Source organism: Paraflavitalea speifideaquila, from assembly GCF_032395985.1.
GTDB lineage: Bacteria > Bacteroidota > Bacteroidia > Chitinophagales > Chitinophagaceae > Paraflavitalea > Paraflavitalea speifideaquila.
Genome location: NZ_CP135920.1, coordinates 5,598,190 through 5,612,910 on the forward strand (window position 1 = coordinate 5,598,190; position 14,721 = coordinate 5,612,910).

The following is a 14,721-nucleotide window of genomic DNA, read 5'->3' on the forward strand; positions in this document are numbered from 1 at the left end:
ACTAGTTCCTTCGCCTCAATTTCTTGTAATCTTAAATTTTCCTGAAGATATCATATAGCCTGATATTTATAGTACTCATAAAGCTAGTCCAATTTTACGATTAATGCCTTTTACGCTCCAAATATAATACTATTTTAGTATTTGTAAAATATATAATAAGGCCTGTATCAGCCCTACAAGTGCATGGAAAACAGTCTGATAATTAATAATTCCTTAATTTAAAGTTCCTTTTGCCTGCCACAACTTTGGCAAAAGGCTATTCTAAATGACACTAATGAAAAGGAAAACCATTGCGCGGGATATTAGCTGGCTATCATTTAATGCAAGGGTATTACAGGAAGCTGCCGACCCCAGCGTTCCCTTGCGCGAACGCATTAAATTTCTTGGCATCTTCTCCAATAATATGGACGAATTCTTCCGCGTACGTGTAGCCACCCTTAAACGTATGACCGAAATGGGCTCCAAACTCAGGAATATGCACCTGGAGCAGGCCCCCGGCCGCATCCTCGACCAAATTCAGCAGATCGTGCTGGAACAACAGGCCGAATTTAACCAGATCTGGGAAACAATACGGAAAGACCTGGCCCGGGAAAAGATCTACCTCATTAATGAAAAGCAACTGAATAAAGATCAACAGCGATTTGTTCATAACTACTTTGAAGAAGAGGTACGTTCTAATATTATCCCGCTGATGGTGGAAAGCATCCCTCAATTCCCCTATCTGCGCGATAAGTCTATCTACCTGGGAGTCGTATTATCGCGAAAGGACGCTACCCTACGCCGTAAATACGCCATTATTGAGGTGCCTTCTAAGGCAATTGGCCGCTTTATCAAGCTACCCTCACCAGATGGCGAACACCATATCATCCTGCTGGAAGATGTGATCCGTTTCAACCTGAAAAGCATCTTTTCCTATTTTGGATACGACCGCTACCAAAGCTGGGTATTTAAAGTAACCAAGGATGCCGAGCTTGACCTGGATACGGACCTGTCGACCTCACTCATCCAAAAATAGAAAAGGGACTTAAGAACCGGCGTAAGGGCAAGCCCGTACGTTTTGTTTATGACAAGGAAATGGACGATGGCTTGCTGGCCTATCTCATCCGCAAGCTCAATATATCCCGGAAAGAAAGTGTGATACCTGGCGGACGGGTTCATAATTTTCGACATTTCATGGATTTCCCAGACGTATTTCAGCGCAAGGGGCAGCGGAAAAAACCATTTCAGCATCCTTTACTGAAAAATACCATGCGGGTAACAGATACGGTATTACAAACTGATGTCATGCTCAATTTCCCTTATCATAGCTTTAATCCCGTGATCGACCTCCTGCGCGAAGCAGCCATTGACCCCGATGTGACGTCTATCAAGATCACCGCTTACCGCCTGGCCTCCAACTCCAAGGTCATCAACGCCCTCATCAATGCCGTACGCAATGGCAAACAGGTAACCGTAATGCTGGAATTAAGGGCCCGATTTGATGAGGAGAACAACATTGAATGGAAAGAACGCCTCGAATTAGAAGGGGTGAAAGTGGTGCTTGGCATCCCCAACATGAAAGTGCATGCCAAGATCTGCCTCATCAAGAAAAGACAGAATAACCATACCATCCATTATGGATTCGTAAGCACCGGCAACCTCAATGAAAAACATCCTTTGTATATGGTGATCACTGCCTATTGACGGCAGACCGCTTTATCATGGCCGATGTTAACCGCCTTTTCAATTACCTGGAGAAGCCCAAGGAAGGTGCTAAATTCCTGAAAGCCTGCAATACACTGATCCCCTGCCCCACCAGTCTGCGACGCGAACTGCACAAACTCATTACAAAGGAGATCAGGAATGCCCGGGCAGGTTTACCAGCAGCCATTACCCTTAAGATGAATTCTTTGTCGGATGAGGAACTCATCACCCGCCTGTATGAAGCCGGCAGAGCTGGTGTAGAGATCAAACTCATTATCCGTGGTATCTTCTGCATGTACTCTGAAAGTAAAAAATTTGTGCATCCAGTAAAAGCCGTGAGCATAATTGATGAATTCCTGGAACATGCCCGCGTATTTATATTTCACAACAATGGCCAGGATAAAGTTTTTATCTCTTCGGCCGATTGGATGGTACGTAATCTCGACCACCGGGTGGAAGCCACTTGCCCCATCATAGATGAGAATATTAAGAAAGTGTTGAAAAATATACTGGAAATTCAATTGAGTGATAATGTAAAAGCCAGAATTTTGGACAATGATCTGAGCAACCGCTATGTACGTGACAAAAAACAGAAGAAGGTGCGGTCGCAGGTAGAGATATACAATTACCTGCATCAGAAAACAAGTTCCGTGCTGGGCATTTTACAACCGCCCACTATACTGCCGGTGACCACAGTCTGATGCAGTGCGCAATAATCACACTAAACTAACCCATGAGGCTGGCGGCTATTGATATAGGAAGTAATGCGGCAAGATTGCTGATCTCCGATGTAACTTTACAGGATAATGGCAAACCACTGTTCCAAAAGATCAACCTGATCCGCGTACCCTTGCGGCTGGGTTTTGATGTATTTGAACAGCAGGAGATATCTCCTGAAAAGGAAGCCATGATCATGAACACACTCAAAGCTTACCGCCACCTATTGGACGCCTATGGTGTACAATACCTGAAAGCTGCCGCCACTTCGGCCATGCGCGATGCCTCCAATGCCGATGCTATATTACATAGGGTAAAGCAGGAAACAGGCATCGATATAGAAATTATTTCCGGTGAAGCTGAAGCTTCCCTGATCTATGAAAATCATATCGCCGAAAACCTCGATAAAGAACATTCCTACCTGTACATTGATGTAGGGGGCGGTAGTACAGAACTCACTTTCTTTGCCGACAGCAAACTGGTATTCAAACGATCTTTCAATATTGGCACCATCCGTTTGCTGAAACAGCAAGTGGAAGATGCCCAATGGGAAGAAATGAAAGAAATGCTCAAGCGTGAAACCCGCGGTCACGACAATGATATGGTAGCCATTGGTTCGGGTGGTAACATCAATAAAATATTCTCCATTTCAAAACGCAAGGAAGGTAAACCCCTTCAACTGGAACTGCTGAAGGATTATTACAAAGAGTTCAGCAGCTTTTCCCTGGCCGACAGGATGCGCCTGTATCGCCTGCGGGAAGACAGGGCCGATGTGATCGTTCCGGCCCTGCAGATCTATATCAATGTAATGCGCTGGGCCAATATCTCCGAAATTTATGTTCCCAAGATCGGGTTGGCAGATGGACTTATACAACACTTGTACGACGAGCTCAAAACCAAACTGGTGTCCACCCGGTAAACCCAAAACTTTCCCTACCTTTCCGCCCGCTCAACAAAAAAATCAGCCCCATGTCTGTTAATAAAGAAGTAAAACGGATCACCACCAACACCTTGCAAAAATGAAGTCTGTGGGCGAAAGGATCTCCATGATCACCGCATACGACTTTTCCTTTGCCAAAATATTCGATGCCGCTGGTATTGATGTGATACTGGTAGGAGATTCTGCCTCAAATGTCATGGCTGGTCACGAAACGACCTTACCCATCACACTGGACCAGATGATCTACCATGCTTCTTCGGTGATCAGGGGGTGGAACGGTCGCTGGTCGTAGTAGACCTCCCCTTTGGGGCCTACCAGGGCAATTCCAAGGAAGCACTGGCCTCTGCTATCCGGATCATGAAAGAAACGGGAGCCCATGCCGTTAAACTGGAAGGTGGTGAAGAAATAGTAGAATCCATTAAACGTATCCTGGCAGCCGGCATTCCCGTTATGGGACACCTGGGATTAACGCCGCAGTCGATCTATAAATTTGGTACCTATACCGTACGGGCCAAAGAAGAAGCCGAAGCCAATAAACTACGCAGCGATGCCCGGATATTACAGGAGTCCGGCTGCTTTGCCATGGTCCTGGAGAAGATCCCCGCCCAACTGGCCAAAGAAGTGTCCGAAAGCGTAGCTATTCCCACCATTGGCATCGGAGCAGGCAGGCATTGCGACGGCCAGGTATTGGTCATGCACGACTTATTGGGTATCAATACAGAATTCAAGCCCCGCTTTCTACGCCAATACCTTAACCTGCACGAGCAGGTGACCAATGCCGTGAAACATTATATCAAAGATGTAAAAGACCGCGACTTCCCCAACGAACAAGAACAGTATTAAGTATCCAAAAATAACAGGATCCTTGTGTGAACCATGTGTCAAACTGACCTCCCCATTGGAGAAGCCCCTCTTTGACTCAAGGATGGCACAAGGATGAGACCAGTTTCATAGAAGGCCGGGTAACCTATTTATGGCATTCTCCCATAAATGGGTTAAATTAGGAGTAACCAAACTGGACTACTATGAGAAAATTACTCATGCTGGTGGTATTAATTGCCAGCTCCTATCTGCTATCCGCTCAAACTACCATCTCCGGAACCATTAAAGACGCCAGAACCAAAGAACCACTACCCGGTGCCACCATCACCCTCAAAGGCACCAACCAGGGCACCACTTCCTCCAACACTGGCACCTTCACCCTTACAACACGAAAAGGAGACATCCTCGTTATCAGGTACATTGGTTATGCTGCTGCTGAAATAACAGTAGATGACAAAGCATCATTCGACATAGAACTATCACCTGGCACCGGCAACCTGCAGGAGATTACAATAGTGGGCAGCCGTAAACTGGGACGAACAGCTACCGAAACCGCAGTACCCATCGACGTGATCGACATCAAAAGCATTGCCCGTCAAACCGGCCGGTTCGATGTGAACAATATGCTCCAATTTGCCACTCCTTCTTTTAATGCCAACAAACAATCAGGATCAGATGGCGCCGATCATATTGATCCGGCCACCATCCGTGGACTGGGTCCCGATCAAACCCTTGTATTGATCAATGGCAAAAGAAGGCACCAGAGCTCCCTCATCAACCTGTTTGGTACCAGGGGCCGGGGCAATACCGGTACCGACCTCAATGCCATTCCCGCCGCAGCTATTGAGCGGGTGGAAGTGCTGCGCGATGGCGCTTCCGCTCAATATGGTTCCGATGCCATTGCCGGGGTAGTCAATGTGATCCTCAAATCATCCGTCAATGAATTTTCTGCCAATATTAATTCAGGCGTTTACAATGCAAAAAAATACCGGACCGACAGGAACTTCGACGGCGAAAGCTTCCAGCTGAATGGTAACTATGGTACCCGCATTGGCGACAAAGGTTTTATCAATTTCACAGCCGATTACCTCACCAATGCCAAGACCAACCGCGTACCCCCACCCGGCGCAGTGACTTACCGCCGGGAATTTGGCGATGCTTCAGCTGAAAGTTTCAGTGCTTTTTTCAATAGTGAGTTACCAATAGCAGAAAACACTGCCGTATATGCCTTCGGAGGCACCACCCATCGTTTTACAGATGCCTATGCCTGGTCGCGCGATGCAGATGATGATAGGAATGTGAAGGAAATATACCCCAACGGCTTTGACCCACGTATACAATCATCCATTGACGATAATTCCATTTCAGTAGGCATCCGCACCATGCACAATGGATGGAACATTGATTTCAATAATACCTATGGTAAAAACAAAATGCATTATTACGTGGATGGCACCCTCAATGCTACCCTACTGGCCAAATCACCCACACATTTTGACGCAGGAGGTTTCTGGTTCTCCCAAAATACTACAGGCATCAACTTTTCCAAACCCTTGGATGTAGCTGCTGGCCTTAACGTGGCTTTTGGAGCCGAATACCGTACCGACCGCTACAATATTTTTGCCGGCGAAGAAGGCTCATGGCAAAACTATGGCGTTATTGATACGGTGATCAACAACCGCGTAGTAAAATATGATGCCCTGAAAAGACCCGCCGGCTCCCAGGGCTTTCCAGGCTTTCAACCACGCAATGAGGTGACCGCCAGTCGTACCAATTTTGGCAGTTATGTGGATGTGGAGCTGGATGTTAGTAAAGCCTTCTTGTTATCTGGTGCTGTACGATATGAAAAATACAGTGATTTCGGCAATACCCTCAATGGCAAACTGGCTACAAGGATCAAAGTAGCTCCTGGATTCAACCTGCGTGCTTCGGTGAGTACAGGATTCCGTGCGCCCTCATTACAACAAACTTATTTCAACACCATTTATACCAATTTTGAACAGGGAATACCTGTTGAGATCTTGTTGGCCAATAACCTCAGCACGGTAACCCGCACCCTGGGTATACCTCCACTGAAAGAAGAAAAATCAGTAAACCTGAGCGCAGGCTTTACCGCCAAACCGGTGAAAAGCCTTACGATCACGGTGGACGGATACCTGATCAATGTGAAAGACCGGATCGTACTCACCGGTACTTTCGACAAAGACGATCCCGATATCGGTAATGACCTGGCAGCATTGGGCGTAGGCAAAGCCAACTTCTTCACTAATGCCATCGACTCCCGCAATATTGGCCTGGATGTGATCATTACCCACTATGCCCTGCTGGGCAATGGCCGTTTGAACACCACCCTCGCCGCTAATTTTAATAAACTTACCATTGAAGCTATCCATACCAGCCCCAAACTTGTAGGCAAGGAAGACCATTACCTTAGCGCCAGAGAAAAGTCTTTTATTATTGCTTCTGCTCCCAAAAGCAAGGTGAACCTCACTCTGGATTATACCCTTGACCGGTTTAGCACTACAGTGAGAGCGGTACGTTTTGGAGAAATAAGCCTGATTGGCTACGATGATAAAACCAACGTATATGATCCCAAGATCACTACCGACCTGATCTTGGGCTACCGCATTTCCAGAAACATCGCCATTTATGCAGGCGTTGATAACCTATTCAATACATACCCCGATAAACAAGATCAGGAAAATACCGAAGAAGGTGGTTTGTGGGATTCTGTACAAATGAACTTTGGTGGCCGCCACTATTTTGCCCGGCTCAGCTTTACGTTCTAAGCCTTCCTGTTTATTTATTCAAGGTGGGTCGCCCTCGCCGGGCGGCTCACCTTGTCGTATTAAGATACAACTATAGGCCAAAAACCGGCTTTTGTATTCAGGATGCTGAATTCTATTTCGTCTTCGTACTTTTGCGGTCTTAACAAAAACAACTTATGGATTTTCTTGCCTCCTTGAAAGTACAGGCTAATAATGCCGGCGTATCTACCGGCAAAGCGTGGATCAATACCACTGGATCTTCTATTTCTTCCTATTCACCCGTAGATGGCAAGCTCATCGGTACAGTTCAAGCTGCTGACTGGCAGAGCTATGAAGCGGTAGTAGCCAAGGCAGAAGAGGCTTTCCTGGCCTGGCGGCAATGGCCTGCCCCCAAAAGAGGGAAATCGTTCGCCAGATTGGTGAAGCCCTCCGTCAATATAAAGAACCCTGGGTAAACTGGTATCCTATGAAATGGGCAAAAGCTTGCAGGAAGGTTATGGCGAGGTGCAGGAAATGATCGATATCTGCGATTTTGCCGTAGGTCTTTCGCGTCAATTACATGGTTTCACCATGCACAGTGAGCGTCCTGCCCACCGTATGTATGAACAGTGGCACCCACTGGGTATTGTAGGTATCATTTCTGCCTTCAATTTCCCTGTAGCTGTTTGGAGCTGGAATACTATGCTGGCCTGGGTATGTGGTAATGTATGCGTGTGGAAGCCATCAGAAAAACGCCACTCTGTGCCGTAGCCTGTCAACACATCGTAGCCGAAGTATTTGCTAAAAATAATGTTCCGGAAGGCGTATGCGGCTTGGTCATTGGCAACCGCGATGCCGGCGAATGGATGGCTGCCGATACCAGGATCCCCTCGTATCTGCTACCGGTTCAACCCGGATGGGTAAAGCCGTAGGAGCAGCAGTAGGCGCCCGTCTTGGTAAGTCACTCCTGGAATTGGGTGGTAATAATGCCATCATCATTTCCAAAGATGCTGACCTGAATATTGCCATTCGTGGCGCCATATTCGGTGCTGTAGGTACCGCCGGACAACGTTGTACCACCACCCGCCGCCTTATTATCCATGAAGATGTTTATGACACCGTTAAAAATAAACTGGTAGCCGCCTATAAGCAACTCAGTATTGGTGATCCATTGGATGAAAAGAACCATGTAGGCCCCCTCATTGATACAGATGCCGTACGGCTCTACAGCGAATCCATTGAAGCCTGTAAAAAGAAGGCGGCCAATTCATCGTTGAAGGCGGCGTCTTGGATGGCAAGGGCTATGAAAGCGGCTGTTATGTAAAGCCCTGTATTGCTGAAGCCAAGCCTGCTTATGCCATAGTGCAGCATGAAACCTTTGCACCGATCCTTTATTTATTGAAATACAAGACCTTAGAAGAAGCTATTGCCATTCAGAATGGCGTGCCTCAAGGTCTGTCATCCGCCATCATGACCCTTAACCTGCGTGAAGCAGAACAGTTTCTTTCCTATGCAGGAAGCGACTGCGGTATTGCCAATGTAAATATTGGTACCTCGGGGCTGAAATTGGCGGTGCTTTTGGCGGAGAAAAAGAAACAGGTGGTGGTCGTGAAAGCGGCAGCGACGCCTGGAAAGCTTATATGCGCCGTCAAACCAATACGATCAATTATTCCACACAATTGCCTTTGGCACAAGGTATTAAGTTCGATCTATAAAACAATCCGGAAGATCGAAAGTCCGTGAGACAAAACGCGCGGGCTTTCGGTCTTCCTGACTTTCCGACTTTCCGACTTCTTCCCCATACTATTTTGTTCTCCAATTCGTTAGTAGTGGTCGGAAAGCTACTACTTTATGAAAAAAATGGTTTACACTGCTTTGTTTTATGGGGGCCTTGATTCCGGGATTTTCACAGCTTAGGCTGGCCGTCCTTGCCGGCCCTCATTCCGCCTCCATTAATGAAAAAAACAGTATTTCAGGTTGGGATACAAAAGTAAAGCCCTTTTATATCAATCGAGGTGGTTTGAATATCGGCTTCCTGTCCGAAATACCCTTGAATCAATCCGGCAACCTGGCCCTGCAGCCAGGCATCTTTTATATGTCGAAAGGAAGGAAATTCCAGCAGGCTTTTGATGCTACCGTCGTGAAAACCGATACACTTTCCCTCAAAACCAATTTCTTTACCAACTACATAGACATTCCCCTCAACCTTACCTATAAGTTGCCTTTAGGCAAAAAGGGTAAGTTTTTTCTCAGTGCCGGACCTTATATCAGTTTCTTTTATAACGGAAAGAACAATTCAGAACTATTAGTGGCGCCTACTGATACTTCCCTCAAATTCAGCAAACAAGAGGATAAGATTGAAACAGGCAAGGGCTCTCGTAAAGCAAAGACCTTTGATTACGGTATCAATGGGCGGGCAGGCTTTGAAATAGGCGGGGTGATCCTTTCCGGCTTCTTTAGCCAGGGATTGGGTAACTTTTTCCAGGCAGATTATGATGCCACTTTTAAACACCAGGTAATTGGCGCCTCCATTGGTTTTTGGCTTACCAAAGCGCCCAAGCCAGCACCCAGGCAACCTCAGGATAAAGATCATGATGGTATTCCGGATGACCAGGATGCATGTCCTACCCTACCCGGTAATGCTATTACCAAAGGCTGTCCGGATAAAGATGGGGATGGCATTGCCGATCAGGTCGACAAATGTCCCGAAATACCTGGCGTAGCCGCTTATAACGGTTGTCCGGTCCCGGATACTGATAAGGATGGCCTGAATGACCAGGAAGACAAATGTCCAACTGAAGCTGGTCCTGTATCAAACAATGGCTGTCCCTTACCCCAACCCAAGCCCGAACCAGATACAGATGGTGATGGTATAATAGACAAAGATGATAAGTGCCCTACGGAACCTGGTACAAAGGCCGAAAATGGGTGCCCGGTGCTCCAAAAGGAAGTCATCGAAAAAGTAAACTTTGCCGCGCGCAATATTCTATTCCACAAAGGAAGTGAAACACTGGTTGCCAGCTCACAAGCGTCACTCGATGAAGTTGCAACAATCCTACAGAAACACCCAAGGCTACGTTTAGCGATTGACGGTTATACCGACAATAGCGGTAAAGCAGCTACCAACCTGCAATTATCACAAAAACGTGCTGATATGGTGAAGAAATACCTGGTAGATAAAGGAATAGCCTTTGGCAAACTAACTGCTGCCGGTCATGGATCGGAAAAGCCCATTGCAGACAATACTACTGAAGCGGGCCGTATCAAAAACAGGCGCGTGGAACTTAAATTAACAGAACAATAAGTCCCTACGAAATATTCATAGGCCATTCATGTAATCTTACTACATGAATGGCCTTCTTTTTATACATTGGGTACAAGATTAGTTGAGATTCTGGGGTTTAACTGCGACAGTAACTTTGGTCCGGTTTTTAAACAAAAGCAGCATAATAACAGGTATCAAGCAAAAAGAGCCAATTGTCGATTGGTGATTGCTGGATATTTAACGTTAATAAATAATAAAAACAAGATATTTGCGACTTTGCAATAAACGATTTAAGCAATTAAAACATCTGTAGAATAAGTCAATAAATCAATCACAATGATTAAACCGGTAAAAGTTACAGGGCTGGCTGTCGCCCTTGTGTTGACAGGATTCGTATCCCAGGCGCAACAGGATAACCATACACAACCCGAGGAATTACCCAAGGGTTGGCATTTGTTGGATAAAGAGAAGGATGGGTTCTATGGTATCAGTGTTGACAAAGCCTATGAATTTATTAAGACAAAAAAACTCAAGGGAAAAACCGTAGTGGTGGCAGTCATTGATTCGGGTATTGATACATTGCATGAAGACCTGAAAGAAATATTGTGGAAAAACCCCAAAGAGATCCCAGGTAATGGCATCGACGATGACGGCAATGGTTACGTTGATGATGTATACGGTTGGAACTTCATCGGCAACAAAGATGGCCGCAACCTTAAGCAGGACTCTTACGAAGGAGCGCGCGTATACCACAAACTGAAACCCAAATACGACAACAAAAAAATTGATCCTGCCACATTGAAAGGCGAAGAACTGGCAGAATACACGATATGGCTGAAAGCAAAATCGCGTATTGAAGGTGGTGACGGTGAACCTCAAATAGACTTGTTATTGCTGAAACGATTGCTTAAAGGCGCCAAAAAGGCGATAGCATTTTGCAGGTTGCACTCAACAAAGATACTTACACAGGTAATGACCTCGACAGCATGACTGCCGCCAATGCAGTTGACAAGGCTGCCCGTGAGAACCTGCTTTATCTCTTCCGCGCTAACCAGCGGATGGATCAAACCAATAAGGACCTCATTGGTGATTTTGATGAGTTTGTAAGCGGTGAAGAAAGGAAGGCAGAAGCCAAAGACAAAGTGCCTCCCAGCTACCGTAAAGATATCACTGGAGACAATGAGGATGATATTGAAGATAAATATTACGGCAATCCCGATGTAATGGCGTCTACCCCTTTCCATGGCACCCACGTTGCTGGTATCATTGGCGCTGTGCGCAACAATGGAAAAGGCATGGATGGTGTAGCAGATAATGTAAGGATCATGATGATCCGTGCAGTTCCAGATGGCGATGAGCACGATAAAGACATTGCCCTGGCCATCCGTTATGCCGTAGACAATGGCGCCAGGATCATCAATATGAGCTTTGGTAAAGATTTCTCCCCACAAAAAAATGGATCGATGAGGCAGTAAAATATGCCGATACCAAAGGTGTACTGTTGGTACACGCAGCCGGCAATGATGCCAAGAACGTAGATACGGCCGATAATTTCCCTAACCCCGTATTCAGAGATGGTAAAACAAAAGCTACCAACTGGATAACTGTTGGCGCCAGCGGCGACCCCAAGGCAGGTGGTATTACCGCTTCTTTCTCCAATTATGGTAAAAGGAAGTGGATGTATTTGCACCTGGTGTAAGGATCTATTCCACCGTACCTGGCACCACCACCTATGGCAATGCCCAGGGAACCAGTATGGCCTCGCCGGTAGTAGCCGGCGCAGCAGCCTTCCTGCTGGAATATTTTCCTTACCTCACACCCCAGCAAATAAAGTATTGCCTGGAGAAATCGGCGCAATCACCCGCCAATAAGGTCAATAAACCCGGTACAGATGAGGAAGTAAACCTTTCTGATATCAGCAAAACCGGTGGTGTGATCAATGTATTTGAAGCCGCTAAGATTGCAGCAACGCTGCAACCTACCAAAGTAGCTCCCCAGAAGAAAACACCCAAACCTACCCTGCAGAACAAGAAGGGGTAAGGTAATAAGTGGTGGAAAACCTATTATCTGATTAATTTCAAAAGCGTTTACAGCTTTCAAGACTGTAAACGCTTTTTCTTTAGCAACGCAATTCGCCAGCAGTTTGAAGATCTTTAATCCTCCTCCACTTACTACCCGCCATTTACCACCCGCCTCTGGCAACTTACCCCTTGCTCCCCCTTTTCACTTTTCAACCTGTCAACTTTTCCACTTTCCAACTCTTTTCAATAGCTTTAATTAAACATTAAAACCATGGTCAGCCGGAAAGAAGTCTCCATGCCCGAAGCTTTTACCCGCTATGTCAACGCTGTTTCCGAAAACAACCTTACCGATGCCTTACGGAAAAATACCAGGCGCTTTCGCAAACTGCTGAAGAATATTCCTAAAAGAAGATCAACTATGCCTATGCGGAAGGCAAGTGGACCCTGAAGGAAATGTTACAGCACATTATTGACACCGAAAGGGTATTTACCTTCCGGGCATTGCATTTTGCGCGCAAAGACAACGCCCCCTTCCTGGTTTTGATGAAAATGTATGGGCTATAACAGCCAAGGCACCCAAACGGAGTTGGAATGACCTGGTTGATGAATTTATGGCCCTTCGTATGGCCAATGAACTTTTCTTTAATGCACTCGATGAGGACCAACACCTGGCTACAGGTACCGCCAATAGCAATACCATGAGTGTGGCCGGCCTCGGCTTTGTATGCGCAGGCCACGTTGCTCACCATATGAACATCATTAAAGAACGTTACCTCGGCGAATACCCGGCGAAGAAAAAGAAAGCGAAGAAGAGCCACGAGCTATGAACCACCTGCTGAGAAACGTTGTAATCAAGATCGAAGTAAACCCACTCATCCCGCCCCTTGGCGAGACCGATTGTCGATTGACGATTCACGCTGGATGCTCTTCGTAAACCACTCATACAACTCCCGCATCTCTCCATGCGCTTCCAACAGCTCCAGGTGCTTCTTTATGGTAGGCGCATCCTGCCGTATGGCCGGACCAGTTTGTGCTTCATGTGGCGACATAACCTGTAAACGTTCGGCCACTTGAAGGATCAATGGATGCAGTAGTGAAAAATCAACATGCTGAGCCTTACAATATTTTTCGGCCAGCGTATAAAGGTGATTGGTAAAATTACTTACCATTACAGCCGCCACATGCAACTGCAAACGCTGTTCATCGTTTGCAATACTTACCCGGTTTGAAAGACTGATGGCAAAATCGCGTACTAACAACTGGTCATCCTCTGTATTGGCATCTACCAGAAAAGGTATCTCGGGCAGTGCCTGCATTTCCCAACGCAAACTTTGCAGCGGATACAAAATTCCATAACGGGTACTACAGCCTTTTAAAACATCGCTGGGTACAGATCCTGCTGTATGCACTACCAGTTTATCCTTTACCCGTAAGGTAGCAGCTACAGCAGGTAACGCAGCATCTGCCACTGCCAGGATGTATAGGTCGGCACTTTTGTCGATCCATTCCATACTGGTGGTATAGGCAGCTTGCCATTGATCGGCCAATAATTTTGCCCGTGCTCCCGTACGTCCATACACCTGCACCATTTCATGTCCCACACTATTTATTTTACGACCCAATATGGTGGCCACATTACCCGTACCGATCAATACAATGCGCATAATTTACTTTATGCTGCAAGCTAATGAAAAACGGGTAACACCATCCTCCCTGGTCACCTAATCAACTTTTCAACCCATCAACCACTTCTTCCTTTCAGCGTTCCAACTTATCAACCTATCAACTACCTCCCCATCAACCAGTCAACTTTCCAACCTATCAACTTATCAACTAACTTGCATTCCATTCTGAATGCTGTATTCCTAATTCTTACACTCCTATGACTTTTGCGCAAAAACTGGTGGTCAACTATATCCGGGCACGGTTAAACATGCTTTCCCTGGTCTCTACTAAAAGAGCAGCCAACAAAGCTTTTGAATTATTTTGTACCCCTTGCGAAAATCGAAGAAGAAAACACCGGCTATCTTTGAGCGCGGTGAACAATTGTCCTTTTCCCTGGATGGCATCACCATCCGTGGCCACCGGTGGAACCATCCACAAACAAAGAAGGTATTGATTGTTCATGGTTTTGAGTCAACCACTAAAAATTTTGACCGCTATATATCGCCGCTCATCCGAAAAGGATACGAAGTACTTGCCTTTGACGCACCCGCCCATGGCCAATCTGATGGTAAGCAGATCACACTCCCCTTATATATCCGCACCCTACAGGAGATCTTCCACATATATGGCCCCATTCAAAGTTTTATGGCCCACTCATTGGGCGGATTGGCCCTCATGCATTTCATTGAAACCATTCCCCACGATGCCCATACCCGGGTAGTCCTGATTGCTCCAGCCACCGAAACCACCACAGCCATCGATTCCTTTTTTCAAATTCCTGGACCTGCGACCAGAGATACGCCCCGATTTTGACCAACTGATTGTTGATCTGTCAGGCAAGAAACCTGCTCATTTTTCCAT

Annotated in this window: 13 protein-coding genes and 4 pseudogenes; 16 read left to right on the forward strand and 1 reads right to left on the reverse strand. The window is 46.3% G+C overall.

Annotated features, from left to right (window positions below; genetic code table 11):
- Window positions 1-330: 330 nt before the first annotated feature.
- The 15 genes and pseudogenes from RS881_RS60490 to RS881_RS61885 all read left to right on the forward strand — a co-directional run bounded on the left by RS881_RS60490 (window position 331) and on the right by RS881_RS61885 (window position 13,022).
- Window positions 331-1,683 (forward strand): annotated as a pseudogene (locus RS881_RS60490) (phospholipase D-like domain-containing protein).
- Window positions 1,684-1,700: 17 nt separating this feature from the next.
- Window positions 1,701-2,384 carry a phospholipase D-like domain-containing protein gene (locus tag RS881_RS38490; RefSeq protein ID WP_315815620.1) on the forward strand — a complete coding sequence of 228 codons (684 nt, stop codon included), beginning with the start codon at window positions 1,701-1,703 and terminating at the stop codon, window positions 2,382-2,384.
- 32 nt (window positions 2,385-2,416) lie between these two features.
- On the forward strand, window positions 2,417-3,319 hold the full coding sequence (locus RS881_RS38495) for a Ppx/GppA phosphatase family protein (RefSeq protein ID WP_315815621.1): 903 nt from the start codon (window positions 2,417-2,419) through the stop codon (window positions 3,317-3,319).
- 127 nt (window positions 3,320-3,446) lie between these two features.
- A pseudogene (gene panB, locus RS881_RS38500) lies at window positions 3,447-4,183 on the forward strand (3-methyl-2-oxobutanoate hydroxymethyltransferase).
- Window positions 4,184-4,365: 182 nt separating this feature from the next.
- On the forward strand, window positions 4,366-6,951 hold the full coding sequence (locus RS881_RS38505) for a TonB-dependent receptor (RefSeq protein WP_315815622.1): 2,586 nt from the start codon (window positions 4,366-4,368) through the stop codon (window positions 6,949-6,951).
- Window positions 6,952-7,106: 155 nt separating this feature from the next.
- Entirely contained in the window at window positions 7,107-7,385 is a 279-nt protein-coding gene (locus RS881_RS38510; protein WP_315815623.1) for an aldehyde dehydrogenase family protein, read from the forward strand.
- Between the two features lie 16 nt (window positions 7,386-7,401).
- Window positions 7,402-7,680: an aldehyde dehydrogenase family protein gene (locus RS881_RS38515; protein ID WP_315815624.1), complete on the forward strand. Its 279-nt coding sequence runs from the start codon at window positions 7,402-7,404 to the stop codon at window positions 7,678-7,680.
- The gene (locus RS881_RS38520; protein WP_315815625.1) at window positions 7,644-7,841 is read left to right on the forward strand and encodes a hypothetical protein; all 198 of its coding nucleotides are present in this window, start codon (window positions 7,644-7,646) and stop codon (window positions 7,839-7,841) included. Before RS881_RS38515 ends, RS881_RS38520 begins: the two co-directional genes overlap by 37 nt.
- Window positions 7,826-8,652, forward strand: a pseudogene (locus RS881_RS38525) (aldehyde dehydrogenase family protein). The gene RS881_RS38520 and the pseudogene RS881_RS38525 overlap by 16 nt, the downstream one beginning before the upstream one ends.
- A 277-nt stretch (window positions 8,653-8,929) precedes the next feature.
- Window positions 8,930-10,213: an OmpA family protein gene (locus tag RS881_RS38530; protein WP_315815626.1), complete on the forward strand. Its 1,284-nt coding sequence runs from the start codon at window positions 8,930-8,932 to the stop codon at window positions 10,211-10,213.
- A 297-nt stretch (window positions 10,214-10,510) separates the two neighbouring features.
- On the forward strand, window positions 10,511-11,164 hold the full coding sequence (locus RS881_RS38535) for a S8 family serine peptidase (protein WP_315815627.1): 654 nt from the start codon (window positions 10,511-10,513) through the stop codon (window positions 11,162-11,164).
- A 233-nt stretch (window positions 11,165-11,397) separates the two neighbouring features.
- A pseudogene (locus tag RS881_RS38545) lies at window positions 11,398-12,214 on the forward strand (S8 family serine peptidase).
- Window positions 12,215-12,466: 252 nt separating this feature from the next.
- Entirely contained in the window at window positions 12,467-12,643 is a 177-nt protein-coding gene (locus RS881_RS38550) for a hypothetical protein (RefSeq protein WP_315815629.1), read from the forward strand.
- Window positions 12,644-12,648: 5 nt separating this feature from the next.
- Window positions 12,649-12,759: a hypothetical protein gene (locus RS881_RS61880; protein WP_425476306.1), complete on the forward strand. Its 111-nt coding sequence runs from the start codon at window positions 12,649-12,651 to the stop codon at window positions 12,757-12,759.
- Window positions 12,756-13,022, forward strand: coding sequence for a DinB family protein (locus tag RS881_RS61885; protein WP_484557642.1), 267 nt, complete (start codon window positions 12,756-12,758; stop codon window positions 13,020-13,022). The genes RS881_RS61880 and RS881_RS61885 overlap by 4 nt, the downstream gene beginning before the upstream one ends.
- A 45-nt stretch (window positions 13,023-13,067) precedes the next feature.
- Here RS881_RS61885 and RS881_RS38560 read toward each other — a convergent pair whose 3' ends face one another.
- A complete protein-coding gene (locus RS881_RS38560; protein ID WP_315815631.1) occupies window positions 13,068-13,859 on the reverse strand; it encodes a Rossmann-like and DUF2520 domain-containing protein in 792 nt (263 codons plus the stop codon).
- A gap of 322 nt (window positions 13,860-14,181) precedes the next feature.
- Between RS881_RS38560 and RS881_RS38565 the strand changes: the two genes are divergently transcribed.
- Window positions 14,182-14,673, forward strand: a complete 492-nt coding sequence (locus RS881_RS38565; RefSeq protein WP_315815632.1) for an alpha/beta hydrolase — start codon at window positions 14,182-14,184, stop codon at window positions 14,671-14,673.
- Window positions 14,674-14,721 lie beyond the last annotated feature (48 nt).

Coding starts and splice junctions, on each gene's coding strand:
- RS881_RS38490 (WP_315815620.1), top strand. CDS start 1,701: ATGGCCGATGTTAACCGCCTTTTCAATTACCTGGAGAAGCCCAAGGAA.
- RS881_RS38495 (WP_315815621.1), top strand. CDS start 2,417: ATGAGGCTGGCGGCTATTGATATAGGAAGTAATGCGGCAAGATTGCTG.
- RS881_RS38505 (WP_315815622.1), top strand. CDS start 4,366: ATGAGAAAATTACTCATGCTGGTGGTATTAATTGCCAGCTCCTATCTG.
- RS881_RS38510 (WP_315815623.1), top strand. CDS start 7,107: ATGGATTTTCTTGCCTCCTTGAAAGTACAGGCTAATAATGCCGGCGTA.
- RS881_RS38515 (WP_315815624.1), top strand. CDS start 7,402: ATGGGCAAAAGCTTGCAGGAAGGTTATGGCGAGGTGCAGGAAATGATC.
- RS881_RS38535 (WP_315815627.1), top strand. CDS start 10,511: ATGATTAAACCGGTAAAAGTTACAGGGCTGGCTGTCGCCCTTGTGTTG.
- RS881_RS38550 (WP_315815629.1), top strand. CDS start 12,467: ATGGTCAGCCGGAAAGAAGTCTCCATGCCCGAAGCTTTTACCCGCTAT.
- RS881_RS61880 (WP_425476306.1), top strand. CDS start 12,649: ATGTTACAGCACATTATTGACACCGAAAGGGTATTTACCTTCCGGGCA.
- RS881_RS38560 (WP_315815631.1), bottom strand. CDS start 13,859: ATGCGCATTGTATTGATCGGTACGGGTAATGTGGCCACCATATTGGGT.